Source organism: Butyricimonas muris, from assembly GCF_046365375.1.
In the GTDB taxonomy this organism is placed as follows: domain Bacteria; phylum Bacteroidota; class Bacteroidia; order Bacteroidales; family Marinifilaceae; genus Butyricimonas; species Butyricimonas muris.
Window position 1 is genome coordinate 1 of record NZ_JBKEIT010000007.1, and the last position, 26,215, is coordinate 26,215.

A 26,215-nucleotide genomic window follows, 5' to 3' on the forward strand; every position below is an offset into this window, starting at 1 on the left:
CGCACGGGATTATTACTAAATATCTATGGTGATTATTCACTGCAAGGTGGTATATAAATACCTAAATTAAACCGTGTTAGCAGAGAATAAAACAATTCTTTGCTAACACGGTTTAATTTACATTCTCTTTTTCGAATTATTCTTGAAGATATTTATCCGCGATTTTTTTCCAGCGGGCTTTTTGTGCGTCAGTGCCTCGGGTAGTAAGTTGCGACAAATAGTAATTTAATAACCGTTTGTCTGCTTTTACTTTTGGCATCTCTTTCTCGCAAGTAGCCAGAAAACGATCGACATTGCCATTCTTTACCGCTCTACCGATAGCCACAAGCCCGAGCAATGATTTCTCGTTGCTTAGTTTCAAACTTTTCACTTCTTTCGTGATCTCGTCAAATCGGGTTGCTTTGATTGCCTGTCCTTTCGTGGCAAGGATTTCCATGAGTTCCCGTTGTAAATCTTTGCTCAGTCTTGTATCAACAACTTCTTTTCCTGTTGTAGCGTTGAATTTTGCCCGGTTGGCCAACAGGAATTTCTCCGCGTCGGAACCTTTTGGGCTAAGTTCTTTTCTGTCAAAGATAAACCAATAGTCGGGAGATACTTTCTCTTCGTCACTCAAGGTTACAAACAATTCATTTGCCACGTCTTTCGCTGCCGGATCATACAGGTTGAGTAATGTTTGGGCGTAAGAAGCCAGAAATGCTTTGTCCCGGTTTCCTTCATTGTATTTGGTAATGGAAGTTCCGAGAGCTTTTTCATCATCGAAAGATTCTTCTACCCGCTTGATAAATTCTTCACCTTCACCGCCGCCTACAAGTTTGTGGCGGATACTTCCGTCCGGGTTCACGATGACAAAAGTCGGGTAGGCTCTGACACCGAATTTCTTGCCTAATTCCGGACCTTCACCTTTCTCCATGTCATATTTCACGCAAATGAAATTCTTGTTGAAGAAATCACCCACATTCTCTTGTGTGAATACCTTGTTTGCCATGTATTGGCAGGGACCGCACCAGCTGGTATAGCAGTCGATAAAGAGCCTCTTCCGTTGTTGTTTCGCTTTCTCCAAGGCTTGTTCATAAGTCAATTCTTGGAAATATATTCCCGTGTGAGCGGCAATTTTGAAACCCTCGAAAACTGTTTCCAGATACGCTTTTTCTCTTCCGGGAGCGGCATTCTCGATGAATTTATTTCCTAAAGCCGCGATACGGCCGGCTTGCTCTTTCGTTGCTTTGGGTTTGAGCGTGGTGAGAGCTGAAACGATAGACCATACATCGTTGCCGGAATCTTCTCGTGAAGCCAACGAGATGACATTCTCTACATCCCCGTTCACGGCGGCCTCGATCAAGTCAAGTTTTGCCGTTAATTGGTCTTTCTTTTCCAAGTCGAGGTTAGCTAATTCCTGACGGATTTGATTCAGTTGAGCGGCAGGCTCTTTTGCTCCGCGACGCATGGTATTGTCGATAGCTCTGCTATAATTATTATATAGGTATGAATCCACCTTCTCTTTACCGATATTTTTTCTAAAAGTGGCGACATTATTCACGACAAGTTTGAAATTGTCAGAACCGTAACCGTCATTTTCCATGATCGGCCAATATTCTTTTTTCATTTTGTCCTTATCTTTTAGAACGGCATTTAGTTTTTCGCTTACTTCCGTGCTTTTGGCTTTGTCATAGGCGTCAAGTAAGGCAATCTGATAAGCGATAAGTTGTTTCTTGTTCATTTTCCCCTTCTCGTACAACTTGTTCAAGTAGTCGAGAGAGGTTTTCTCATTCAATCCTTTTTCAATTCGGGCGATAAAATCGTCAACCTCGCCACCGCCAACGACAGTATGTTGCATCGTTCCGTCGGGGCGAATAATAAAGAAAGTCGGGTAGGCTCTGACGCCGAATCTTTTTGCCAGTTCGGGACCTTCACCCTTCTCCATGTCAAATTTCACGCAGACGAATTTCGGGTTGAAATATTCTCCCGCTTTCTCTTGTGGAAAAACATTTTCAGTCATGTACTTGCATGGACCACACCACGTCGTGTAGCAATCCATGAAGATGAGTTTATTCTCCGCTTTAGCTTTCGCCAAGGCTTCGTCGAATGTAAGATGCTTGAAGTTCACCCCCTGTCCGAAAACAGTAAAGCTGAACATTAATAAGGTAATAATTGAGATAAGGCTTTTCATAAAATCAATTTAAATTATTGGTAAATGAATTTACAAGGTAGGAAAGAATGCTAAATGCTGTTATCGTTTTGAATGGTATTAACTTATTTTTAAAACAAGAGGAGGTATATCTCATTGTTATAACATTTCTTTAACAAGATCATCTTTGATATGATTTTCAACAAATATTTACCCCCTCCGCTCTCTCCCGAAGATGGGGGAGGGCGGAGGGGGTAAGTATTTGCCGAACTGCAGTTATTTGGACATTTTTTGAATCAGGGCATCCCAGCGGGCTTTTTGGGCATCCGTGGCCTTATCTTTATAGAGAAATTCAAGAATTTTCTTCGGTGTTTGTGCAAAATTCATTTGAGGGAACTCTTGTTCGCAGGTGGCAATGACATGATCAATATCGTTTTTCGTTATAGCCTTCGCGATATTAATAAGACCGAGAAGGTGGCGTTCGTTTTCTAGTTTCAAGGATTTCACTTCTTTCTCGATTTCGTTTAATGTTTTCATATCCTTGTTGGGGATTTTATTGCTGAAAATGAGGTTGAAGATGTATTGGTATTCGAGATAAAAACGGCGCTCAATGGCTTTTTTACCCTGTACTTCCATGAATTTTTCCCTGTTAGCCAATAAGTATTTCCCGGCGACGGATCCCCGGGGACTGCGTTCCACGACTTCAAAAATCCACCAGTAATCGGGAGATAATTTTTCTTCGTCATTTAAGACTTGCATCAAATCGTCGATAACGGAGGAAGTTTTCAAATCCGATGCCTTGATTAAAGATTCGGTGTACTTGATCAGGAATGCCTTATCCCGCTTGCCTTGAGCGTATTTCTTGTTTAAACTGCCAAGAGCCTCGTTTTCATCAAAACTCTCTTCGATTCTTTGAATAAATTCGTCGACAGACCTCGAGCCCCCTACCACCTTGTGGATAACACTTCCGTCAGGATTCAGGATCATGAATGTCGGGTAGTATCGCACCTCGTATTTCTTCGCCAATTCCGGTCCTTCCCCCTTTTCCAGATCATATTTCACGCAAATAAATTTCTCGTTGAAATAATCCCCCGCCTTCTTTTGCGGGAAAACAGCGTTGAGCATCATCTTGCAAGGACCGCACCACGAAGTGTAGCAATCCATAAACACGATTTTGTTTTCAGCCTTTGCTCTTGCCAGTGCCTCGTTAAAAGAGATGTCTTGAAAATGAACCCCTTCTTGGCAAAAAGAAGGAATACCGAGCATCATAAAGGCAAATAGTAAAAAGAGATTTTTCATGATTCTATCGTTTAATGTTATTCATGTGTATAAATTACATGCCTACGACAGAATAATTCTCTTTTTGGGTGACAATAATCCTGTTTTATTTTTCTAAATATTTTGGAGAACGATATTACTTCTTCGTTGCAAAAAACTTGCGGTGAAAAAGCAATAGCATTAGCACGCCTATCGTGATATACGAGTCTGCCAAGTTGAATACCGGACGGAAGAACACGAAAAACTTGTTGCCCCAGAACGGAACCCACTCGGGCAGAAAGCCCTCGTAAAGCGGGAAATAAAGCATATCGACCACTTTCCCGTGCAGGAACGAGGAATAACCTCCGCCCTTCGGGAATAAAGTAGCCACTTGGGAGTAGCTGTCATTGAATATCATCCCGTAGAACATACTGTCGATGATGTTTCCCACGGCACCGCAGAAAATAAGCCCGAAAGACAGAATCACTCCGGTCGGGGCTTTTTGTTTGATCAGGTGTCTCAAGTACCATGCGATGCCGACAACGGCAACTAAGCGGAATACGCTTAAAACGGTTTTGCCCCATTTGCCGCCCCCGAGTTCCATCCCGAAAGCCATCCCGTTATTCTCTATAAAGTGGATTTTGAACCAGTCCCCGAAGACACTGAATTCATCCCCGATCATCATGTGCGTTTTAATCCAAATCTTCACGACTTGATCGATGATCAAAAGGGCGATAATAAAAATAATTAGCTTTTTCCCCGTGCTCATTCTTGTAAAATATTAAAAAAGCGACTCTCGATCGCTTGTAACGATCAAGAGTCTTGTCCCATTTTGGCGTCCATGCTCAACGTGGCGTGGGGCACGGCGCGTAATCTTTCTTTCGAGATCAACTTCCCGGTTACCCGGCAAATTCCGTATGTCTTGTTCTCAATTCTAACCAATGCAGCTTCCAAATGCGCGATAAATTTCGCCTGCCTTTGGGCTAAACGTCCGGCTTCCTCTTTCGAGAGCACGGATGCACCCTCTTCCAATACCTTGAAAGTGGGGGATGTGTCGGCAATGTCATTCCCGTCGCTTCCGGAGATCGAGGCTTTCAAAACCTCGTAATCTCTTTTCGCCTTTTCGAGTTTCTCAAGAATCAATTCTTTGAATTCCTGCAACTCTTCGTCCGAATATCTGGTCTTCTCTGACATAGTTGTAAAGTTTTTGTCTAAGTTAATAAAAAAATCCGTTCTGCAACCTTCCTGCTGCTAAAATATCCGTTTTTACTCGTTATAGCCCTCGGAAGTTACATTTTTTGAATCTTTATGAAAGTATGTATATCGTCGATTTCGATGATCTGCACATCTTCATCGGCTTTGTCTGCCAGCGTAACGTTCTCTGCCAGAACCTGACTGGCGATATACTCCTTGAAATTCTCCACGGCATCGTTAATGTCTTTATGCTTGCCGATTTGAAGATCTATTTTGTCCGTCACGTTGAAATCTTTTTCCTTTCTCAGATTCTGAATCCGGTTGATCAACTCTCTGGCGATACCTTCCTCGCGCAATTCTTTCGTGATGTTGATATCCAGAGCCACCGTCAAGCGTCCCTCGTTAGCAACCAGCCAGCCCGGGATATCTTCCGACATGATTTCCACGTCGTTCAGTGTCAATTCCAGGCTCTCCGTGCCTACTTGCAAAGAGTAAGTACCCTGTTTTTCAAAATTATAGATATCATTCTGGTCCATTTCTGCCACGAGAGCGGAAATCTGCTTCATGTACTTGCCGTATTTCGGGCCTAAAGTCTTGAAGTTCGGTTTGATCTTCTTGATCAATATCCCGGCGGTATCGGTTATGTACTCGATCTCTTTCACGTTCACTTCCGACAGGATGATATTTTTCACGGCATCCAATTGCGCGGTCATCCCCTCGTCCAAAATCGGGATCAACAACTTGCAAAGCGGTTGGCGGACGCGGATTTGAACTTTCCTTCTCAACCCGAGTACCATGGAGGATATCTGTTGAGCCATATCCATCCGTTCTTCCAGTTGCTTGTCTATCATCGTGTCGTTAGCGACGGGGAAATCCGTGAGGTGAACGCTTGTCGTGTAACGTCCGGTGACACTGTTCAAATCCTTGAACAGGCGATCCATGTAGAACGGCGCGATGGGTGACGACAGGATAGCCACGGTTTCCAAGCAGGTGTACAGTGTCTGGTAAGCCGACAACTTGTCCGTGGTTTGTTCCCCTCCCCAGTAACGTTTCCGGGAAAGACGCACGTACCAGTTCGACAGGTTCTCGATCACGAAATTCTGTATAGCACGTCCGGCTCTGGTCGGTTCGTAACTCTCGTAAGCCTCGGTAACTTCCTTGATCAAGCTATTGAGTAAAGAAAGTATCCAGCGGTCGATCTCCGGTCTTTCGTTGAACGGAACTTCCGGCTCGGCATACGTGAAGTTGTCGATGTTGGCGTACAAGGCAAAGAAACTGTACGTGTTGTACAACGTACCGAAAAATTTGCGCTTCACTTCTTCCACCCCGGCGATGTCGAATTTCAAGTTATCCCACGGTTGTGCGTTAGTAATCATGTACCAGCGCAAGGGATCGGAACCCTGTTTCTCGATCGTGTCGAAGGGGTCGATGGCGTTGCCCAACCGTTTCGACATCTTGTTTCCTTTGGCATCCAGTACCAGCCCGTTGGAGATGATATTCTTGAACGCCACGGAATCGAACACCATGGTGGCGATAGCGTGAAGCGTGAAGAACCATCCGCGGGTTTGATCCACTCCCTCGGCGATAAAGTCGGCAGGGAATTTGATATGATTGTCTATCAACTCTTTGTTCTCGAACGGGTAGTGCACCTGCGCGTAGGGCATGGCTCCCGAGTCGAACCAAACGTCGATCAGGTCTTTCTCGCGGTACATCGGTTGTCCCGTGGGCGATACCAGTATAATGTCATCCACGTACGGGCGATGCAAATCTATTTTATCGTAATTCTCTTTCGAGTAATCTCCTGCTTTGAAATCTTTGAACGGGTTTTCCTTCATCACGCCCGCTTGTACGGCTTTCTCCATTTCTTCCATTAATTCCTGTACCGAACCGATGCATATTTTCTCGGTTCCGTCCTCGCTTACCCATATCGGGAGCGGGGTACCCCAGTAACGGGAACGGGAAAGATTCCAGTCCACGAGGTTTTCCAACCATTTGCCGAAACGCCCTTCACCCGTGCTTGCGGGTTTCCAGTTGATCGTTTTGTTCAGTTCGATCATCCGGTCGCGTACCGCCGTGGTCTTGATAAACCAAGAATCCAGCGGGTAGTAAAGCACCGGTTTATCCGTGCGCCAGCAATGCGGGTAGTTATGCTCGTGTTTTTCTACCTTGAACGCTTTGTTCTCCCGTTTCAACAGGATACTCAGGTCTATATCCAGCGTGGGATCGTTGTCCGTTAATTCCGGGTCGTACGCGTTTTTCACGAAGCGTCCGGCGAACTCCCCGTACAAGTCGATATTCACGTTGTTTTTCAAGAAATCGGGGTCGATTTCACTCGGCAGGAACAAACGTCCCCGCTTATCAACCATCGGTTGTTTGTTACCTTCCTTGTCGATCAGCATCAAAGGAGCGATGCCTGCCACTTTGGCAACCCGGTCGTCGTCCGCACCGAAAGTCGGGGCGATATGCACGATACCGGTACCGTCCTCCGTGCTCACGTAATCACCCAAGATTACGCGGAATGCGTCGCCCATGGGTGTCATCCACGGTAACAATTGCTCGTAACGGATGCCCTCGAGTTCCGGTCCTTGATATTCGGCAACAATCTCGTAAGGAATAAGTTTATCTCCCTCCTTGTAATCACCTAGGGCAATATCCTCCGCTTTCTTGTTAAAGTAAGCGCTGAAGCGGTCTTTCGCCAAAATAAGGGTTACAGGGCGGAATGTATACGGGTTGTAAGTTTTCACTTCCACGTACGTGATAGCGGGACCTACAGCCAATGCCGTGTTGGACGGTAACGTCCACGGGGTAGTTGTCCACGCGGTGAAGTACACTTCGTCGCTATGTGCGAACAGCTTTTCCGATTTCTCGTCCCGTACCACTTTGAATTGTGCTACGCACGTGGTGTCCTTCACGTCCCGATAGCATCCCGGTTGGTTCAGTTCGTGCGTGCTCAACCCGGTTCCTGCCGCCGGGGAGTAAGGTTGTATGGTGTATCCCTTGTAAAGGAATCCTTTTTCGTACAGTTGTTTCAACAGGTACCACAAGGTTTCGATATACCGGTTGTCGTAGGTGATGTACGGGTCTTCCATGTTTACCCAGTATCCCATCTTGTCGGTTAAGTCTTCCCACTCGCGGGTGAATTTCATCACGTCCGCACGACATTCTTTGTTGTAGTCTGCCACCGATATGGTTTTCCCGATATTCTCTTTCGTGATACCGAGTTTCTTTTCCACGCCCAATTCAACCGGAAGCCCGTGGGTATCCCATCCCGCTTTCCGTTCAACGAGAAATCCTTGTAAAGTTTTGTACCTGCAAATAATATCTTTAATCGTCCGTGCCATTACGTGGTGAATACCCGGCATACCGTTTGCCGAAGGGGGACCTTCAAAAAAGACAAACGAGGGATGCCCCTCTCTAATCTTCAAGCTCTCCTCGAACGTGTGTTGAGCTTTCCACTCTTTCAGGACGTCTTTGTTTACCTGAGAGAGATCCAATCCTTTGTACTCTTGGAATTTTTTGTCCATCGTGACTCCTAACTTTTTAGATATTATTATTGCACGTTTAAAAAATCAAGTTGCAAATATACCATTTTATTTAGAAAGTAGAAATACTGATAGGAATTGATGTCTTTTTTTACTCGATCGCGATATCGACACGTGCAATTTTCTTTTTTCGGGTGATTCACGAGAGATTATTCTCTAATAGTCTGGAATACAGTAATGAATCCCGTATCAATAGTGTATCACTTCCGGTTCACTTCCGTGTAAAACGCTATTAGTTCCCTATTAAAACGCTATTAAAACCCTATACTATAATAGCGTTCTTATAGTGAATTAAAAGGACTACTAAAGTTTTATAAGTACTATTCATCCGAAAGTGATACGGAATTGATACTGCATTTATAACTGTATTGGAGAGGTTTTCCCTGTTAATTCAGTATCTATAGCCCTAGTGTGTCATTTTATCTTCCATGGAAGATAAAATGTCATAATTCATTGTTTTTATTTTCTATAAGGATAAAATGTGCGTGAAAAGTTTTTTATGGTATCAAAATGGCGTATTTTGTAGTTTCTGGCGTTAATCAAATGTTGGGATGAAACTATTTGTAATAGCTGTTGTTTTGAGTGCTTTGTTTGATTTAACAAACGTTATGAGGGTGTCAAAAATCATTTTCTATTAAAGTTAGGATGAACAATGATGTTGCTTTCTTGAGACTTAATGTATCCATAATCAGTATTCTGGTTTATTGAAGAATATTACAATTCCGCTTGCGGGAAGAATTGGAAAATAAGTGTCGGGAGCTGTTTTTTCGTGTTTTGCCCGATTTGAATCAAGGGTTTGAAATGGGTGGGGTATTTTTGTACCATCGGGTAGACGGTGACGTACCCGTGGCGGAACCAACGGTCGATGATGACGTGCGAGAGGTTTTTTTCTTTGAACGTGTTGAGCAGGTCTTCCGGGGTGGCGTATTGCGGGAAACTGGTTGATTTCCGACCTCCCGAGAAGAGGTAGAATAATTCCGGTTTGCGACAGGCGATGCGGGCGTCTTCCGGTAAGTTCTTTTTGCACCAGTTGATGGCGTATATGTATTCTACGAAAGCGGCGTCGGCAATTTTTTCGTTCCAAACTTTATACGTGGCGAAATTTTGCTGTGGTTTTAGGGCTTTGGCGTAATGCGGGAACAGGAAAAGGGATACGATGAGGACCATTCCCCCGGTGGGGATTAGACGTGTGAATTTTGTTTCCGGCATTTTCTTCACAAGCAAGCGCAATCCTTCCACGCAGCCGTTCAGGAACAGGAAGATGAACAACGGAATGATGCCGATGAAGTAACGGTGTCCGGCGTATTGTTCCGGCCAGACCATGAGTACTGCCATGGTGATGCCGATGTACAGGAAGAGCAGGAGTTTCATGTGGGGTAAGGCTATTAATCCCAGAATCATGAGAATGACGATGCATGTGCCTTTGATGAGGTCTGTTCGGGTTACTTTTTGGTCAAATGCGGGTTCGTCGGAGATGACGGCAGTGGGTATCCATTTCCCGATGTAGCTGACGAGATTGTTTTGCACGCGTTCTGTCCAGTCGGAGAATGTTTCCATGGTTTGCCCCTTGGGCTTTTTCTTGAAGTCTTTGAGGTAATCGCTTTGAGTCACCCCGATGCTTTTGTTTCTGAAATCCCACGCGGTTTTAGCCCCGGCGAAAGTGGCAATAATGATGCATAGAGTGAGCAGGTTGCTTGTTAGAGCTCGTTTGTTGAGATGAATGATTTGCGCGTCGCTGTTCTCCCGTTTGCTTTTTAGCCATTCGAGGGCTTTTTGTCCGCAAACGAGCAGCATGTAGAGTATGGCGGCGATAATGATGGATGTTCCCATGGTGCGGACGAAGTAGATGTAATTCAGCCCGATGATAATTCCCGCGAAATAGAGTATTTGCCGGCGGGGACGGTCTTTGCTGAAAAGGCGGTCCGTGTCGAGAAGGCTGAAGAGGTAGAGTACTCCCATTGTCAGGAAGGTGAACAACATTTCGCTCATCACGATGGTCGAGTAGCGCAACATGGCTTGCTGCATGCAGCATAACAGGCAGGTCAGTAATGCCAGAAGCAAATTGCCTGAAATCCTTTTCGTCAGGAAGAAAAGAAGCAGGATGGATAAGCCGAAAAGAACGCCGTTCGCTATTTTCAGTGCCGTGTAGGATTTGAAAAACAGCAGGATAAGTGCCGTGAATAACGGGTAACCCGGGGGAAAGTGCGAGTGGGGGCTTTCTTCAAGGAACATGATGTTGGTGTATCCCTGCCCGGAGGCGAGGGCTTTGCCGAGGGCGTAGTAGTACACGTTGTCACCGTTTAAGTCCGGTTTGAAGTCAAATATTTGTATGTAGTTGAAGACGAATACACAGGTGATGATACCTAAACAGTAATATATTAACGTTCGGGGTTGTATGTTTTTGAATATATTCATGATTGTGGTGTTTATTCGATTGAATGTTTGTTCGCGAACCGTATTTTTACCAGCACCCAGATGGCTATCAACCCGTCTTTCCAGTTGATTTTTTTGCCTTCCTCGATGCTACGGGGATAGTAACGGATAGGGAGTTCCGGTATTTTGTATCCCCGGCGGCAGACGATTGCCGTGACCTCGGGGCAGAACTCGAAGCCCGTGGATTTTAAGGGGATGGAACGCAATAGTCCCGAGTCGAACATCTTGTAGCAGGTCGGCTCGTCCGTGAGGTGTTGCCCGTACAGCAGGTTCGTCACTAGGGAGAGGAGCCGTCCGCCAAGGTAGAAGCTCTGGTAGGAGTGTTTGTTCGTTTTGTTCAGGAAGCGTGAACCGTAAATGACTTTTCCGTCGTTCTCTATCATCCATTCCAGTAGCGGGTTGTAATCTTCGGGGTTGTATTCAAGGTCAGCGTCCTGAATGATTGTCCAATTGCCCGTGATTTTTTGGATTCCCGCTCGAATTGCAGCTCCTTTTCCTTGATTGTGCGGCTGTTTGTGATAAACGAAAGTGCAGTCCGGGTAAGTTTCTGTAAAACGCAGGATTTCTTCTTCCGTGTTATCTTTGGAACAATCGTTTACAACAATAATTTCTTTACGAATATCATGGACGAGGCGGGTATGATGTACTTTTTCCAGTAACCGGAATATGGTACTCGCTTCGTTGTACGCGGGGATGATGATGGACAAGGTCTGTTGTTTCATGAACGAGAGTGAATTGGTTCCGACATATGGTTTCTCAACACGAATTGGGCGGTTGTCCGGCTTCGTTGTTCCACAAGTGACGGGCGGTCGCCTATGATTTCCCGGATGGCGTCTTCCGTGTAGTGGCGTATGGTTATCAGTTTGACATCCTGATTGTAACGTACCTCGAATTCTTCTTGCAATTGTTGCAGAAATTCATTGAAGATGGCCGTGTTGCAGTCTATGCAGAACGAGAAGCTGATGGCGGAGTTTTGCATCAGGTTCAGCTTGAGTTTGTATCGCGCAAGTATGGCAAAGATGTGACTGAGTTTTTCTTCGGCGATGAAGGAAAAATCTCTTGGAGTGAGGGTTAGCAGGCATTGATTCCCCTTGTTGATGTATATGGGGGGGAGTTTCAGGTGCTCGTCTATTTCCTCGATGATTGTTCCGCTTGATTCCGGGTGCAAGAATGATTTTACATACAGGGGAATTTGTTTGTTCTGTATCGGTTTTATGGTTTTCGGGTGAATGACTTTTGCCCCGAAGTGGGATAGCTCGATGGCTTCTTTGTACGACATTTTGCTGATGACTTGTGCCTTGTCGTATTCTTTCGGGTCGGCATTCATTACTCCCGGTACGTCTTTCCAGATGGTGACATCCTCGGCGTTCAGCAGGTTGGCAAGTAATGCCGCCGTGTAATCGGAGCCCTCGCGTCCCAGCGTGGTGGTTTGGTTGGTACGGGTTCCGGCGATGAAGCCTTGGGTGACGTAGATGGTGGTATTTTTAAAATCGAAAGCCTCTTCGCAGAGCTGCCCGGAGAGTTCAAGGTCGATGTTGCCGTTCCGGTAGTTCTGGTCGGTTTTCAAGTATTTGCGTATGTCGATGAACAGGTTGTCGATATCTTTCAGCCTTAAATAATGGGAAATAATCGTGGTCGAGATGAGTTCCCCGAAGCTGATGATACGGTCGTACTCGTAGTCGTAGCACAGGGAAGATTCGGTATTCAAGATGTTTCCGAGGGAGGTGAATAATTCGTCCAGATTTTTGTAGACCGGAGCATTCAGGGGAAATAACGAGTTGACGATGTCGAGGTGAAAGTTTTTCAATTCTTCCATGATAGCCACTGTTTTACTATCCCGGTGGAAATAAGCATTGCATAGTGTTTCCAACAAATTGGTCGTTTTGCCCATTGCGGAAACGACCACGATGAGTTGCCCGTGTTGCCCGCGGACAATAGAGGATAGATTTTTAACTCCTTCGGCATCTTTCACGGATGCTCCCCCGAACTTGAATACCTTCATGTAATTTCGTGATTTTAAGATTGCGAAACAAAGGTATGTTTTTAAATGAAAAAATGCAATGGAAAGAAAAGTCCATTGTTATGAAATGGACTTTATGAATTGGTAGGAGTAAATGTGAATAAAATTTGACTGAGCTTTAGGATATAAATGTAAAAAATATTAATATATTTGCAAAATACGCTACGATAAAATTCAACCATATATAATGGGGAGTAATATGAAAAATTCAATTCTAATTTTGATTTTGAGTATATTTAGTGTACAAGGTATTGCTAAAAATATACAACATGAATATTCTGTTTCTAGTGATACTCTGAAACTGAAATATAACAGTATTGACTTTATTGGAACTTGGGTTTCAAAAGTAGCTACAAATGATACCGTGGAGATTACACTTGTGAAGAAAGTGATGTACGCGAAAAAGATGAACCAATATTTCGAGGCTATCGTGGGATCTGTTAAACGGATAAAAAATGGTCATATTGTTTTTTATAGAGAAATTAAAGAGAACAATATTGTAGAAGAATCCGGCATTCCGTTAGTGGGTGGAGCATATAGACCTGATGAACTGATATTCACGTATTGGGAAGGAGAACAATCTAACAACAATGGTCTTGCATATCTAACAAGAAAAGATAGCAATAATGCTACTTGGATACTAAAATCTACTCGGGAAAAACAAGGTCTTGACAAGTTCCAAATACCCGGTCTACTAAATTTTACAAGGAAATAATAGTATGTTTAAATAAGATTGACATGGAATTCTTCCGGGTACATGAAAGGTGTTTTTCTTCCATGAATAAATGAAGGCTGTGCATACTGCCTTTCGTCTCGGATTTTATTTCGAGAGGGATGATATTCGTCTAAAAACAGTAATGTTTCCCCGGGATGATCGGTGTTTCGTAATAGAGAGAAAGGTGATCACAGATTTGGTGAGGATTCAGGTTGCCTTCAAAGAAAGTTCTGACTGCTTTTTCACTCTCGAAATTGACTTCTACAAAATGAGAGAACTTTTTTGATAATTCTCTGATCGTGGAAGATTTGCCAACTTGTCTGGCACCCCTTAGAAGCAAGGGTTTCCTTTGTGTGGAATTTTTCTATTCTTCAAGGGTTGTATCGATGGTTCTTTTTATGTATCTCATATTAGTTTTATTTCGAGTGTGTTGCATTAAATCCAAGGTAATAATCATTAATTTTTGCATTAAATCCAAGGTTATTGAAGGTTGGAGATGTTGTCGAGAGAAGTGTTTGAATGTTATAATAATATTAAATCACGGGGAGTTACGTGAAGTATCAGAGAATTAAATTGTATATTCGCGAACGTTTGCCGCTGGATAGTAGGCGGTGGGACACGAGTTCGTGGTGGAGGAATGAATTAAATTCGATTATATATAAACGTGAAATTTAAACAGATGAAGAGAGTTTTAATTGTTTTAGTTGCTTTACTTTCAACGTCAATCGTGCGGGCGGATGAAGGTATGTGGCTGTTGTCCCTGCTCGGGAAAAATATTGAGCAGATGCAGGCACAAGGGTGTAAATTGACGGCGGAAGATATTTATTCCGTGAACAAGGCGTCGTTGAAAGATGCTATCGTGGGTTTGGGTAACGCCGGACGCCCGTTTTGGCATTTCTGTTCGGGTGAGATTATTTCCGACAAGGGATTGGTCTTGACGAACCACCATTGTGGTTTTGGTGTGATTCAAAAGCACTCCACGGTGGAGCATGATTACTTGTCTAACGGTTTCTGGGCATATGATATGAAAGATGAGTTGCCGAATCCCGGGATCACGGCTTCTATCTTGCAACGCATGGAAGATGTTACTGACAAGGTGAATGCCGTTTTGAAAGACGATATGACAGAGGCACAACGTGCTGAGGTTATTGGTGCGGTTTCAAAACAGATTGCGGCGGAAGCCGTGAAAGGTACTAACCTGCAGGCGCAAGTTATCGATATGTTCGAGGGAAATCAATTCTTTTTGTTGGTGTACAAGATTTATCAGGATGTTCGTTTGGTGGGAGCTCCGCCACAGAGCATGGGTAAATTCGGTGGTGACACGGACAACTGGGTATGGCCCCGTCATACTGCCGATTTCTGTATGATGCGTGTCTATACCGGACCGGACGGAGAACCTGCTCCTTATTCTCAGAATAATATTCCCTTGAAACCGAAACATCATTTACCTGTTTCCGCTAAAGGCGTACAGGACGGTGATTTCGCCATGATCATGGGATTCCCCGGAACGACGGATCGTTTCCTGACTTCTTTCGGTCTGAAAGAAACGATGGATGTAACGAACGATATCCGTTATAAAGTGCGTACAGAGAAATTGCGCGTGATGAAAGAAGGAATGGATGCAGATCCGAAAACCCGTATCCAATACGCTTCTAAATATGCATCGTGCGCGAATTACTGGAAATATTCTCACGAGCAGAATATCGCTTTGAAGAACTTGAACACCATGGGTGAGAAGGAGAAGATCGAGCGTGAATTTACAACTTGGATGAATGCCGAGTCTGCTCGTAAAGCTAAATATGGTAATGCTTTGACTTTGATTAAGGAAGGTTATGAAGCTATGCATCCTTACAACGAGGCTATGTCTTATATGCAGGAAGCCGGTCTTCAGGGTGCGGAGAGTCCGTTGTTTGCCGTTCGCGTGACGAACACGCTGAAAGCGTATTTCGACGAGAAAACTCCGGAGATGATTAAAGGACGCATGATGGATGCGATTAAGGATAACGCGACAGAGTTTTTCAAGGATTATAACAAGGATGTTGAGAAGAATTTGATCGCTACAATGCTGAAGATGTACAGCGATAACGTGGCTGAAGAATGGCACCCGGAAGTGATCAAAATGATCAACAAGAAATACAAGGGTAATTACGATAAGTTTGCCAAGGAGGTATCAGAGAAATCAATATTTACCGATCAGGCTCGTTTTGACGCCTTTTTGGCAAAACCCGATATGAAGAAGTTGGAGAAGGACCCGGGATATGTTATGGGTAACTCTTTGTTTGAGACTTACCAGAAATTGGGTGGTTTGACACAAGAGATGCGGACGAATATCGCTAAAGGTGACCGTCTGTTCGTGAAAGGATTGATGGAGATGCAACCTGACAAAGTATGGGCGCCGAACGCTAATTCCACGATTCGTTTGACTTACGGTAACGTGAAGAGCTATAAACCGAAGGATGCCGTATTCTATGATTATTACACCACTTTAACGGGTGTGATGGAAAAAGAAGGTCCGAAAGGCGGAGAGTTCGAGGTTCCGCAGAAGTTGAAAGATTTGTATTATGCAAAGAATTTCGGTCGCTACGGTGCTGACAATATTTCTGTGAACTTTATCACGAATAACGATATCACGGGTGGTAACTCCGGTTCTCCGGTGATCAATGCTTACGGTGAGTTGATTGGTACCGCTTTCGACGGGAACTCTGAAGCTATGTCTGGTGATATCGATTTCGAGGAAAATTTGCAAAGATGTATCAATCTGGATACGCGATATATGTTGTTTATTGTAGACAAGATGGCTAATGCCCAGAACTTGATCAATGAAATGACGATTGTGTACTAATTGAGTTTGAAAGTTTATAAAGTTCATAAGGTTTATAAAGTAACGGGTGTCCTTCGGACTATGCTTATCGGCAACTCAAGTTGCCGTAGACAAAGCGCCCCGCAGGGGTCCAATACTTTATAAACCTTATGAACTTTATAAACTTTATAAACTATAATACTTCATGAACTTTTCTTTTTGAACCATTCTTGCAGGGATTCCATGATGTAGTAGAAGTTGGGCATAAAGAGTGTGCCGACGAGGGATGTCATTAACATACCGTAGAATACTGCGGTGCCGAGAGAGATTCGGCTGGCCGCACCTGCTCCGGTGGAAATGATCAAGGGGAATACACCGAGGATGAAGGCGAATGAGGTCATCAAAATCGGGCGTAAACGTACCCGTCCGGCCTCCAGAGCCGCTTCGCTGATCGGCTTTCCCGCGGCACGATAGTCCCGGGCGAATTCCACGATTAGGATGGCATTTTTTGCCGTGAGAGCAATCAGCAGGATGATACCAATCTGGGTGTAGACGCTGATCGGCAAATTCATTATAAGGCATCCGATGACAACGCCCAAAAGGGCAATAGGCAATCCCATGACAACGGCGAAAGGTGATGTCCAGCTCTCGTATTGAGCGGCAAGAATAAGGAATGCCACGAGGATGGCGAGAATGAATATTGCGGTGGTGGTTGAACCGGCACTTTCTTCCTGATAGGACAGGCCTGTCCACTCGTACCCGAACGTGTTGCCTAATTCTTCTTTGACGACTTGCTCCATGGCGGTAAGGGCTTGACCGGAACTGTATCCCGCTGCTGCCGAGCCGGATATGGAAGCTGCCGCGTAGGTGTTGTACTTGGGTAGTAATTCTGTGCCTAGACGTTGTTCCACGGTGGTAAAGGCGGAGAATGGAACCATGTTGCCTTGTGTGTTTTTCACGTTGAGGAACAACACATCATCGATGACTTCACGGGTGGAAGGCAGGCCTTGGAGATTTACTTGAAAAGTACGTCCGTATTTCACGAAGTTGTTGACGTAGATAGAACCGATGTATGCCGACAATGCGCTGAATACGTCACTGATGGGGATTTGCATTAATTCCACTTTGTCCCGGTCTATGTTCAGGTAATATTGCGGAACACTGGCACTGAACGTGGAGCGGAGCATGGCAAGTCCGGGGTATCGGTTGCCGGCATCGACAAGATGATCCGTGGCTTGTTGCAGGGCTGCCGAACCGTAATTATTGATGTCTTCCAGCATGAGTTGGAAGCCGCTGCTTTCTCCTAACCCGGGTATGGGTGGCGGGGATACGGCATAACTCTGTGCCTCGGGGATTTCCACGTAAGCGAGTTCGTTGAAACGGGTAGTGATGGCATCGACTCCGAGGGCTTTTGCTTTACGTTTGTCCCAGTTTTCGAGCATCACGAAAATGGATGCCGCGTTGGAACTTTGAGCGTTGTCCATCATGGAGAAGCCATTGATGGTGATATAGGTTCGCACCCCGTCGATGTCTTTTAATATGGCTCCGGCTTTGGCAGATGCCTCTTCCGTGCGGGAGAGGGAAGCCCCGTCGGGGAGTTGCATGGAGACGAGGAAATATCCCTGATCTTCGTTCGGAACGAAAGTGGTCGGTCTGTACATGAAGCCCAAGAAGGCAAGTACGGACAAAACGATAAAGATAAACATCGCCAGAGCCGATTTGCGGATAAAGCCCCGTACTACCCACATGTACCCGTTACTGGTCTTTTCGAAGAATTTATTGAATCCCTTGAAAAGGAAGAAACGGGATGGTTTTGCCGGTTTCAAGAATAGCGCGCAAAGGGCGGGGCTAAGAGTCAGGGCGTTGAATCCGCTGATCACGGTAGCGGCGGCAATCGTGAGGGCAAACTGTTTGTAGAGCGAACCGGTGATTCCCCCGATAAATGCCGTGGGAATGAACACGGCGAGCAAAACGAGTATAATGCCGACAATGGCGCCTGAAACCTCTTTCATGGCTTGGGTGACGGCTGCCCGCATATCGGTGTATTTCCCGGTTTCTATCAGTCGGTAGCTATTCTCGACGATGATAATGGCGTCGTCGACTACCAGTCCGATGGCGAGTACCAGTCCGAAAAGAGTCAGCGTGTTGATCGAGAAACCGAGTATGTTCATGAAGGCAAAGGTTCCGACAAGCGAGACGGGGATTGCTATCAACGGGATCAACATCGCCCGCCAGTTTTGCAAGAACAGTAGTATAACGATGAGCACGAGCAGGAATGCGGTACCTAAAGTTTTGTATATCTCTTTGATGGAGGCGTGAATAAATTCCGTGGTGTCGAGTGTGATGTTGAGGTTTACTCCGTCGGGGAGGTAGGACGAGAGGGTGTTTACCCGTGCTTTGATTCGTTGGGAAACGTCGATGGCGTTGGCACCCGGAAGCTGATAAATGGCGATGGCGGCGACAGCACCACCTTTCAACGTGGCACTGGCACTGTATGACTGGCTGCCAAGTTCCACCGTGGCGACATCTTTTACCCGGAGGTATTTCCCGCCGGGGAGAGCTTTGATTATGATATTGCCGAATTCTTCTTCATTGACAAGTAATCCTTGCGTTTCGAGGGTATATTGGAAAGCTACCGGGCTTGCCAAAGGGGGGGCGCCTACTGAGCCGGGAGCTACCTGTATGTTCTGGCTTTCGATAGCGGAAATGATTTCTTCCGGACTGACATCCCGGATAGCGAGTAAATTCGGGTCCAGCCATACGCGCATACTGTAATTGCCGGCACCGAAGGAACCGACACTTCCCACCCCTTTGATTCGGCTTAATTCGTTGACGAGGTTTAACTCCGCGTAGTTGGAGAGGTATAGGGCATCATAGCTCGGGTTGTCCGAGGTCAGGGTGAGGAACATGACCACGTTGGTAGATTCTTTCGTGGTCGTGATACCCAGTTTGGTGACTTCCTGCGGGAGTGCGCTTTGGGCTATGTTTACCCGGTTTTGCACGAGGACGGTTGCCATGTCGAGGTCGGTACCGACTTCAAACGTGACCGTGAGTTTGTATATTCCCGCGCTGGACGAGGTGGACGACATGTATAACATCCCTTCCACCCCGTTCACTTGTTGTTCGATCGGGGTTGCCACCATCTGCGCTATGGTCGTGGCGTTGGCTCCCGGGTATTGTGCCTCCACGACTACCGTCGGCGGCGTGATCGTGGGGTATTGTTCCACGGGTAATGAGCTCAAGGAGATCACTCCTGCCACCACGATAAGGATGGAAAGGACTGTGGCGAATATAGGGCGGTTGATGAAAAACTTGGACATCATAAAGATTGAATTTTAGATTTATGATTTTGGATTTATGATTTACGATTTAAGGAGTCGGCAACGTTGGGTTTCGTGTGGCTGGAATCTAAAATTGTAAATCTAAAATCTAAAATTTTAAAATGGGTTTAATTTTCATTCCCGGACGGATGTTGATGAGGGCTTTGGTCACGTAGCGGTCTTCGGTGGTGATGCCGCTGATGATTTCCCGCATGCCGTCAGGGGTTAGGGTTCCGACTTTTACTTGACGAAATTCCACGGTATCGTCGGGGGTGACGAGGTAGATGTAACGTCCTCCTTGGTTGGTACTGATGGAAGCCTCGGGAATGACGATGGCTTTCGGTACACTCTTGTAAGGTACGACAACTTTCACGTACATTCCGCTCAACAAATCCCCGTTCGGGTTTCTGGCTATTGCCCGTACGGTGATGGTTCCCGTGGAGAGGTCGACGTTGGGCGACCGGTAATCGAGAGAGGCAATCCATGTTTTTTCGGGATTGTTCACGTCTTGTATCGTGACGGGTAGTGCCGACGGACTGTTTTGGGGTAATTGCATGAAATCGGCGTATGCCATATTGAAATAAAGGTACATCTGGTTGTCCTTGTATATGGTTGCCAGTGCCGAATTGTTGGCGTCGGTTCCTACCATATTACCGGGATCGACCATGTTACGGGATATCCGTCCCGTGAAAGGAGCTTTTACCGTGCAATAGGATAGGTCTATATTGGCGGAACTCAATTGTGCCCGCGCATCCTCGTAGGCGGCAACCGCTTCCCCGTAATCCGATTGGGATTGCAGGTAGTCTATTTCGCTGATAGCCTTATTTTTCACGGCTTCTTTCATGCGTTCGTAGGATGCCTTGGCGTATGCCAGTTTGGATTTGCAACTTTCTACATTCGCTTCGGCTTGGGCAACCTTGTCTTTGTAAGGTTGAGGTTCTATCACGAAAAGAGTTTGTCCTTCCCGTACCCGCTGACCGGGGGTGAAGTTGTACGAATCGAGATACCCAGATACGCGGGCAACTAGATTGACGGTCTGTTCCGCTTCCATATACCCCGGGTATTCAAACGTGTAAACCACGGTACGGAATCCCGGATGAGCGACCTCCACCGAGGGAGCCTGAGGTGTTTCTTTTTTTTGCTTGGAATCCCCACATCCCGTTAAAAAGATGATCGGAATAAAGAAGATAAAACTGGATACTTTCATAATAAATATGTATGTTAGTTCGTGTAAATGAAATCTAAAATTATTCCACAGGCCATCCTCCGCCAAGAGCCTGATAGAGTTCTATCAAGTAACGGAGTGACGCTGCCCGCGCTTCCACGAGGGAATTTTCGTAATTCAGCAGGCTCAATTGTGACGTGAGCACATTCTGGTAGCTTGTCAGACCGTTTTTATATTGTTCTATCGCCAGATCCTGTGTTAATTGTGATTGCTGGTAAGCATCGTTCAGGGCGGAGATTTGCGAGAGGGATTTGTTGTAAGTTACCAGCGCGTTGTCCACTTCCTGTAAGGCGGTGAGCAAGGTCTGGTTGTACGAGTTGATCTCTTCATCCAATTGGATTTGTGCTGATTTCTTGGATTCCACGAGGTTACGACCGCTGAATATCGTCCACTTGATAGAGGGTGCAATTTGCCATATCATGTTTTCCTTGTCCGTGAAGTGTTCGAAGTTCTCGGAAGCGTAACCGATGTAACCTGTCACGAGAAATTTCGGCCACCAGTCGGCACGGCTTGCCCCGACAGCCTCGGCCAGTCCGTCGATAGTTCTCTCTGCCGAACGTACATCCGGTCGTTGGCGGATCAGGTTCGCGGGAATCCCGACGGCTGCCGCTCTCGGGTTTTCCGGGAGCGGGTGTGTTCTGAACAGGGAATCCCGAATCTGAACGGAATGTTCCCCGATCAATACCCCGATCAGGTTTATTTGTTGCGCGATAGTTGATTCGATACCCGGAAGGGATGCTTTTGTTTGCAGGTAAAGACTTTTTGCCTGAGCCACGTCGAGCCGGGATGCGAGTCCCACATTTAGTTTGGATTCCGTGAGTTCCATGACCTGTTTTTGGGATTCGATATTCCTTTGAGTCACTTCGAGTTGCTTCTGGGCGCAACGCAGATTGACGTATGCCGTGGACAACTGGGCGGCAAGTGATACCATAACTCCCCGGTAGTCTTCTTGGGCGGCGAGATAGAACTCTTTCTGTGAGGAACTTTCTTTACGGATTCGTCCGAAAACGTCGAGTTCCCAGTTCAAATTGACCGTGGCGCTTCCCACCCGTTCGATGATGTTTTTCTTGTCGGCGCTAAGACTGCTCTTTTCCGGCGCGTAACTACCCGAGAAGTAGATGGTCGGGTAATAAGGACTCCGGTCTACCCGTAATTTGGCTTTAGCCAGTTCTATTTTGCGGATCGCGTTACGGACGTCGTAGTTTTTGATTACCGCTTTGTCAATCAGCGTGTCGAGTATGGGATCTCTGAACAGTTTCCACCATTCGTCGTTCGAGGGAAGTGTCTGTTGCAGGTTCGGGGCATTGCTAGTCCTTTTGTAAGGTTTGTTGACTTGTGGCGGGGCAGCTTTCCCCGCCAAAGTTATAAGTGTGAAAATAATAAATGACAGGATACATCCTGTCCTCGTCATAGCAGCCAGTCTCATAGTGTATAAATTGTGTTAGTCTATTTTCTACTAACTGCTATACGAGAATAAGGAAAAAATGTTAGAACCCGAAATTCATTTCGTCTGTAACAATAACTACTTGGGCGGACGGAGCGTTAAGTATTTTTCGCTCGATTTCCGTTGCCGGGCGTATTTGAATAATTTGCATCGGGTCGACGTTGAATGTTCTCGTGAGTCGATTGTTGACGAGTAATGACGGTTCGGACAGTTTCTCCGGATTGACCGTAAATTCCTGATTTTTGTATTTGTATTTCAAGACGCCGTTGGAATAGCTGATGAATTGTCCTGATTTTTTCAGGGTGTTGATAATCACGTGGGACTTCTTCGCGTTGCCCGGTTCGGTGACCATAATCACGTTGGCGATTTCCTCCGGTATCCCGTTTTTCAAGCTGTCGGCGGCATATTCTACCCCGTCGATCAAGTACGCGAGTTCCGAATTGGTAGCGTTTACTTTGATACGGGTTTTACCGTTCTCGCGGATGACTTCCAGACCGTTGGAAATAGATTCGGACATGCCGTCCATCCCGTTGAACATGCTGCCCATGTTGCGGAATGCCTCTTCTGCACGTTTCATCATATCTTCCATGCTGCCCATATTCCCGAATCGTTCCCGCAGGGTTCCGAAAGGATCTTCGCCGAAGAGCGAATCTCTCTTAACCCCGAATCTCTCTTCCATCCGTTTGAGCAGGTCCATCGGGTTGCCCATCCTCTCGGCGAAAGAACTGCCTTCGGCGGGAGTGTTGATGTATGCCAGTCTGTCAAGTCCTTTCACATTGAGAGCCGCAGCGATCTCATCCACATTATCCAAGTCGATATTTCCCTTTAATTCAATCACGGAGAGCTGTTCTCTTTCTTCGTTCCATAATACTAATGCCGTGATCTGCTCGTTGTTCTGTGTCACGTACAGACGCTCCTGACCGTATACGCCTTGATGGCTGCGTACGAGAGTGTACTTGGACTCGTTTTCCATGATCGGGATTAGTCTTTGGTTGATTTCTTCGACTACTTTAGGGGTTGCCCGTTTTTTGTCAACGTACATCACGTTGATTTCTTTCATGTTATTCAAGGCTTCTTCCGCGGCGATAGACATATCGCTTTGTTTATACAGTTTATAAAGCGATGGGGTTAGCATCGTCACGGTTATGCCTTCCTTGTTACGGAACGCTTTCATCTCTTTGCCTACCTGCGCTTGCAGGGGAAAAACGATGACAAGGCTTACTATACACGTTAATAAACATCTGATCTTCATAACCTGATAATTTTATTGTTATACTGGCACATTCTTTTTTAACCGACAGTAAATTTAATGGAATAACCCGTTCATTATTCCCGGCTTAACGTTATTTACAAAAGTTATACCATTGGGCGAGAAATTTTATACCTTTGAAGCCGAAAACAGATTGTAAATTGTAAATTTTAAATTTTAAATTGAAGATACTCTTGATATTCAATCTAAAATCTAAAATTTAAAATCTAAAATAATATGTTGGGGTATAATTTCGGGATTATCGCTTATCGCGGCGCTATTGGTATTGCTTCTCTGTTTAACGAGAAAGCGGCTTTGTGGGTGAAGGGAAGAAAGGGAATATGGAAACGGATGGAAGCGGCAGGACGGGAAAAAGGACGATTGGTGTGGTTTCATGCCTCCTCGCTCGGGGAGTTTGAGCAAGGACGTCCGGTGATCGAGAAGTTGAAAGAGAGAGAGCCTTACACGAAGATATTGTTGACTTTTTTCTCCCCCTCGGGTTACGAGATTCGGAAGAATTATCCCGGGGCGGATTATATATTCTATTTGCCGACGGATACCCCGGCAAATGCCCGTCGCTTTATGAAGATATGGCATCCCGATGCTGCCGTGTTCGTGAAATACGAGTACTGGTATAATTATCTCCGGGAGTTGCACGAACGTGAAGTGCCGACTTATTTGATATCTGCTATCTTCCGCCGGGAGCAGCCTTTTTTCAAAAAGTGGGGCGGACTGTACCGCCGGATGTTACGTTTCTTTACCCGCCTTTACGTGCAGGACGAGGAATCCGTTAAGTTGCTCGCCTCTATCGGGATTACCCACGTGCAACAGACGGGAGATACCCGTTTTGATCGCGTAAAACAGATCGCGGATGCGGCAAAACGAATCGAGAAAGTGGAAGCGTTCTGTAATGACCGCCGTGCCGTGGTTTGCGGAAGTACATGGCCGGGGGACGAGGAGATTATCATGGATTATATCAATAAACAGGAAGGGGGCTTTAAATGGATTATTGTGCCTCACGAGATCGGGGAGGGGCATATCCGTGATATTCTGAACAAGTGTCATAAACCCGCGGCACGTTACACGGATGAAAATGCCGATGTGACGAAATGTCAAGTACTTGTGGTCGATACTATCGGGGTGCTGTCGTCTATATACCGGTATGGTTCCATTTCCTATATCGGCGGCGGTTTCGGTAAGGGTATCCACAACACGTTGGAAGCTGCGATATACGGAATCCCGGTGATTTTCGGTCCCAAGTATCATAAATTCAAAGAAGCGGTAGACTTGATTGATTGCGGGGGAGCGTTCTCGATCAAGGATAAGGAACAATTCACGTCCTTGCTCGACTCGTTAATAAATAGCCCGGCTATCGCTGAGGCAGCCGGGCAAAGTGCTTTAAGGTTTGTCAATAAACAATTGGGCGCTACGGATGCGATTATTCGCCAGTTAGTAGAATAGGACTTCTTCTTCCGCTTCATTTTCCACTTCGACACCCTTGATCCATGCTTTCAAGGTCTTTAGGATGGCGTCGCGGGTAAGGTTTTCGAAGTCTTTGATACGGCATTTGTGATCCATATCCGCTTTTATGTATTTGGCACACTTGGTATTCTTTTTCAAGTCAACGGCGGTAGCACTCCATGGGTCTATTCCCCCGTAGATAAAGAGCATATTTTCCGCTTTTGTTTGTAGCCAGTTATTTATGTCATGTAATTGTTTCGTGTTGAAAGGCGTATTCTCGTATCCCTTGGGCATAGCGAAGTCAAAGGTGATTATGTTGTCCTTTTCTTCTTTGAAATATTTTTTGAAGGGCTTGATGTTGTACGCGTACATGCCCGTTTCGGTCAGTGCGGCGTAATAGAAGGCTTGTAAATTTTCAATGGATTTGTCATCAAAGAAATCGGGCGAGGATACTCTCACTAGATAGTTGAATATTTTGTTATAGTCCTCTTCTTCCAGTTGGGGCATATCGTTGATATTATTTCCCCATTGCCAGAATGCAAACGGGAATTCTAGAATTGTGAGTTTCAATGCCCGCTCTGCGTCACCGACTTTACGGAATGAATATGCTTTGGTACGAGTTAATTGCTCCATGAGCGGCATGAGTTTATCCAAGTTTTCAAAACATCTCTTTTGAAAATCAAAAATTTGCCATTTGGTTTCTTTACCGCCACCTTCGAGCAAATGTCTGTTTTCCGGGGTATCGCCGAGTTTAGAAAGGAATTTCTCTAAACGGGGGTCCACTTTCTCTAGGTTAATCGGGGCAACATAAGGTACGCTGACTTCCACGTCCTCCGGGTAGAAGTAACGGTGGTAGACGGTGGTCTGTCCGCCTTTGCTGATACCGGTTGATATCCATCTCGTGTCGGGGTATACCTTTTGGCGCAAACTTTGGATGATCTCGTGTTGGTCGGTAGCCGCTTGTTTCAGCGTCAAGTCCGACCAAGGAGTTTCCCCGGCGGGCTTGCTGTTGTTGAAGAAACGGTGTTCTATCGTGAGTTGGTTTGTCTTGAATAATTGCGATAACTCGCTTTCGGTGGGAGAATATATCCCGTATCCTTCCAAGATTGCCACCATGGGCGCTTTGAAGTCCCGATGCCCGAGCAACACCCGTTGTTTGAATGTGCCTTTCGCGGGATTGTTATGGTCGATCGGTTGTTCGTACCAAAACTCGTAATATTCGCTATAGGGAGGAACTTTTAATTCCCGTATATCGGATATCTCTTTGATTTGCTGTAATTTCTGTAATAACGGCCCGTTCGCGAATAACGTTCCGCATGCTAATAATAGGGATACAACAAGTGTAAATACATATTTCATAGGTCAGCTCTTTATTTTTCAGTCTGCAAGGTATGAATTTTATATGAAAAAGATACCTTTGTTACACTATT

Annotated in this window: 17 protein-coding genes; 3 read left to right on the top strand and 14 right to left on the bottom strand. The window is 45.6% G+C overall.

Translation table 11 applies throughout. The features are described 5' to 3' along the window. Positions 1–136: 136 nt before the first annotated feature. The 8 genes from ACK8P8_RS12465 to ACK8P8_RS12500 form a co-directional block, all read right to left on the bottom strand. Positions 137–2,167: a thioredoxin family protein gene (locus ACK8P8_RS12465; RefSeq protein WP_369859624.1), complete on the bottom strand. Its 2,031-nt coding sequence runs from the start codon at positions 2,165–2,167 to the stop codon at positions 137–139. Between the two features lie 234 nt (positions 2,168–2,401). Beyond that, entirely contained in the window at positions 2,402–3,424 is a 1,023-nt protein-coding gene (locus ACK8P8_RS12470) for a thioredoxin family protein (RefSeq protein ID WP_369859625.1), read from the bottom strand. Between the two features lie 115 nt (positions 3,425–3,539). Continuing rightward, positions 3,540–4,151 carry a lipoprotein signal peptidase gene (locus ACK8P8_RS12475; RefSeq protein ID WP_099291152.1) on the bottom strand — a complete coding sequence of 204 codons (612 nt, stop codon included), beginning with the start codon at positions 4,149–4,151 and terminating at the stop codon, positions 3,540–3,542. A gap of 44 nt (positions 4,152–4,195) precedes the next feature. Beyond that, positions 4,196–4,576, bottom strand: a complete 381-nt coding sequence (locus tag ACK8P8_RS12480; protein ID WP_018338122.1) for a TraR/DksA family transcriptional regulator — start codon at positions 4,574–4,576, stop codon at positions 4,196–4,198. A 95-nt stretch (positions 4,577–4,671) separates the two neighbouring features. Further along, entirely contained in the window at positions 4,672–8,100 is a 3,429-nt protein-coding gene (ileS, locus tag ACK8P8_RS12485) for an isoleucine--tRNA ligase (protein ID WP_369859626.1), read from the bottom strand. A gap of 732 nt (positions 8,101–8,832) precedes the next feature. Next, a complete protein-coding gene (locus tag ACK8P8_RS12490; RefSeq protein ID WP_369859627.1) occupies positions 8,833–10,533 on the bottom strand; it encodes a hypothetical protein in 1,701 nt (566 codons plus the stop codon). An 11-nt stretch (positions 10,534–10,544) separates the two neighbouring features. Next, the gene (locus ACK8P8_RS12495) at positions 10,545–11,273 is read right to left on the bottom strand and encodes a glycosyltransferase family 2 protein (protein WP_369859628.1); all 729 of its coding nucleotides are present in this window, start codon (positions 11,271–11,273) and stop codon (positions 10,545–10,547) included. Then, complete coding sequence (locus ACK8P8_RS12500; protein ID WP_369859629.1) at positions 11,270–12,553, bottom strand: aspartate kinase; 1,284 nt, start codon at positions 12,551–12,553, stop codon at positions 11,270–11,272. Before ACK8P8_RS12500 ends, ACK8P8_RS12495 begins: the two co-directional genes overlap by 4 nt. Before the next feature lie 217 nt (positions 12,554–12,770). On the opposite strand from ACK8P8_RS12500, the gene ACK8P8_RS12505 reads away from it, so the two are divergent. Next, positions 12,771–13,286: a DUF6705 family protein gene (locus ACK8P8_RS12505; protein ID WP_369859630.1), complete on the top strand. Its 516-nt coding sequence runs from the start codon at positions 12,771–12,773 to the stop codon at positions 13,284–13,286. A gap of 130 nt (positions 13,287–13,416) precedes the next feature. On the opposite strand, the gene ACK8P8_RS12510 is transcribed toward ACK8P8_RS12505, so the two are convergent. Then, positions 13,417–13,626 (bottom strand): hypothetical protein, encoded by a 210-nt coding sequence (locus ACK8P8_RS12510; RefSeq protein ID WP_369859631.1) that lies wholly within the window; start codon positions 13,624–13,626, stop codon positions 13,417–13,419. A gap of 339 nt (positions 13,627–13,965) precedes the next feature. Between ACK8P8_RS12510 and ACK8P8_RS12515 the strand changes: the two genes are divergently transcribed. After that, a complete protein-coding gene (locus ACK8P8_RS12515) occupies positions 13,966–16,128 on the top strand; it encodes a S46 family peptidase (RefSeq protein ID WP_099291145.1) in 2,163 nt (720 codons plus the stop codon). A gap of 161 nt (positions 16,129–16,289) precedes the next feature. On the opposite strand, the gene ACK8P8_RS12520 is transcribed toward ACK8P8_RS12515, so the two are convergent. The 4 genes from ACK8P8_RS12520 to ACK8P8_RS12535 form a co-directional block, all read right to left on the bottom strand. After that, positions 16,290–19,409, bottom strand: a complete 3,120-nt coding sequence (locus ACK8P8_RS12520) for an efflux RND transporter permease subunit (RefSeq protein ID WP_369859632.1) — start codon at positions 19,407–19,409, stop codon at positions 16,290–16,292. Positions 19,410–19,515: 106 nt separating this feature from the next. Beyond that, positions 19,516–20,613, bottom strand: coding sequence for an efflux RND transporter periplasmic adaptor subunit (locus tag ACK8P8_RS12525; RefSeq protein WP_099291144.1), 1,098 nt, complete (start codon positions 20,611–20,613; stop codon positions 19,516–19,518). Between the two features lie 40 nt (positions 20,614–20,653). After that, a complete protein-coding gene (locus tag ACK8P8_RS12530; RefSeq protein ID WP_099291143.1) occupies positions 20,654–22,057 on the bottom strand; it encodes an efflux transporter outer membrane subunit in 1,404 nt (467 codons plus the stop codon). Between the two features lie 61 nt (positions 22,058–22,118). Then, complete coding sequence (locus ACK8P8_RS12535; protein ID WP_369859633.1) at positions 22,119–23,327, bottom strand: DUF4252 domain-containing protein; 1,209 nt, start codon at positions 23,325–23,327, stop codon at positions 22,119–22,121. A 234-nt stretch (positions 23,328–23,561) separates the two neighbouring features. Here ACK8P8_RS12535 and ACK8P8_RS12540 point away from each other — a divergent pair, with 234 nt between their 5' ends. Beyond that, positions 23,562–24,785 carry a 3-deoxy-D-manno-octulosonic acid transferase gene (locus ACK8P8_RS12540; RefSeq protein WP_369859634.1) on the top strand — a complete coding sequence of 408 codons (1,224 nt, stop codon included), beginning with the start codon at positions 23,562–23,564 and terminating at the stop codon, positions 24,783–24,785. Here the strand turns inward: ACK8P8_RS12540 and ACK8P8_RS12545 are convergent. Next, a complete protein-coding gene (locus ACK8P8_RS12545; RefSeq protein WP_369859635.1) occupies positions 24,774–26,144 on the bottom strand; it encodes a S28 family serine protease in 1,371 nt (456 codons plus the stop codon). The genes ACK8P8_RS12540 and ACK8P8_RS12545 overlap by 12 nt on opposite strands. Positions 26,145–26,215 lie beyond the last annotated feature (71 nt).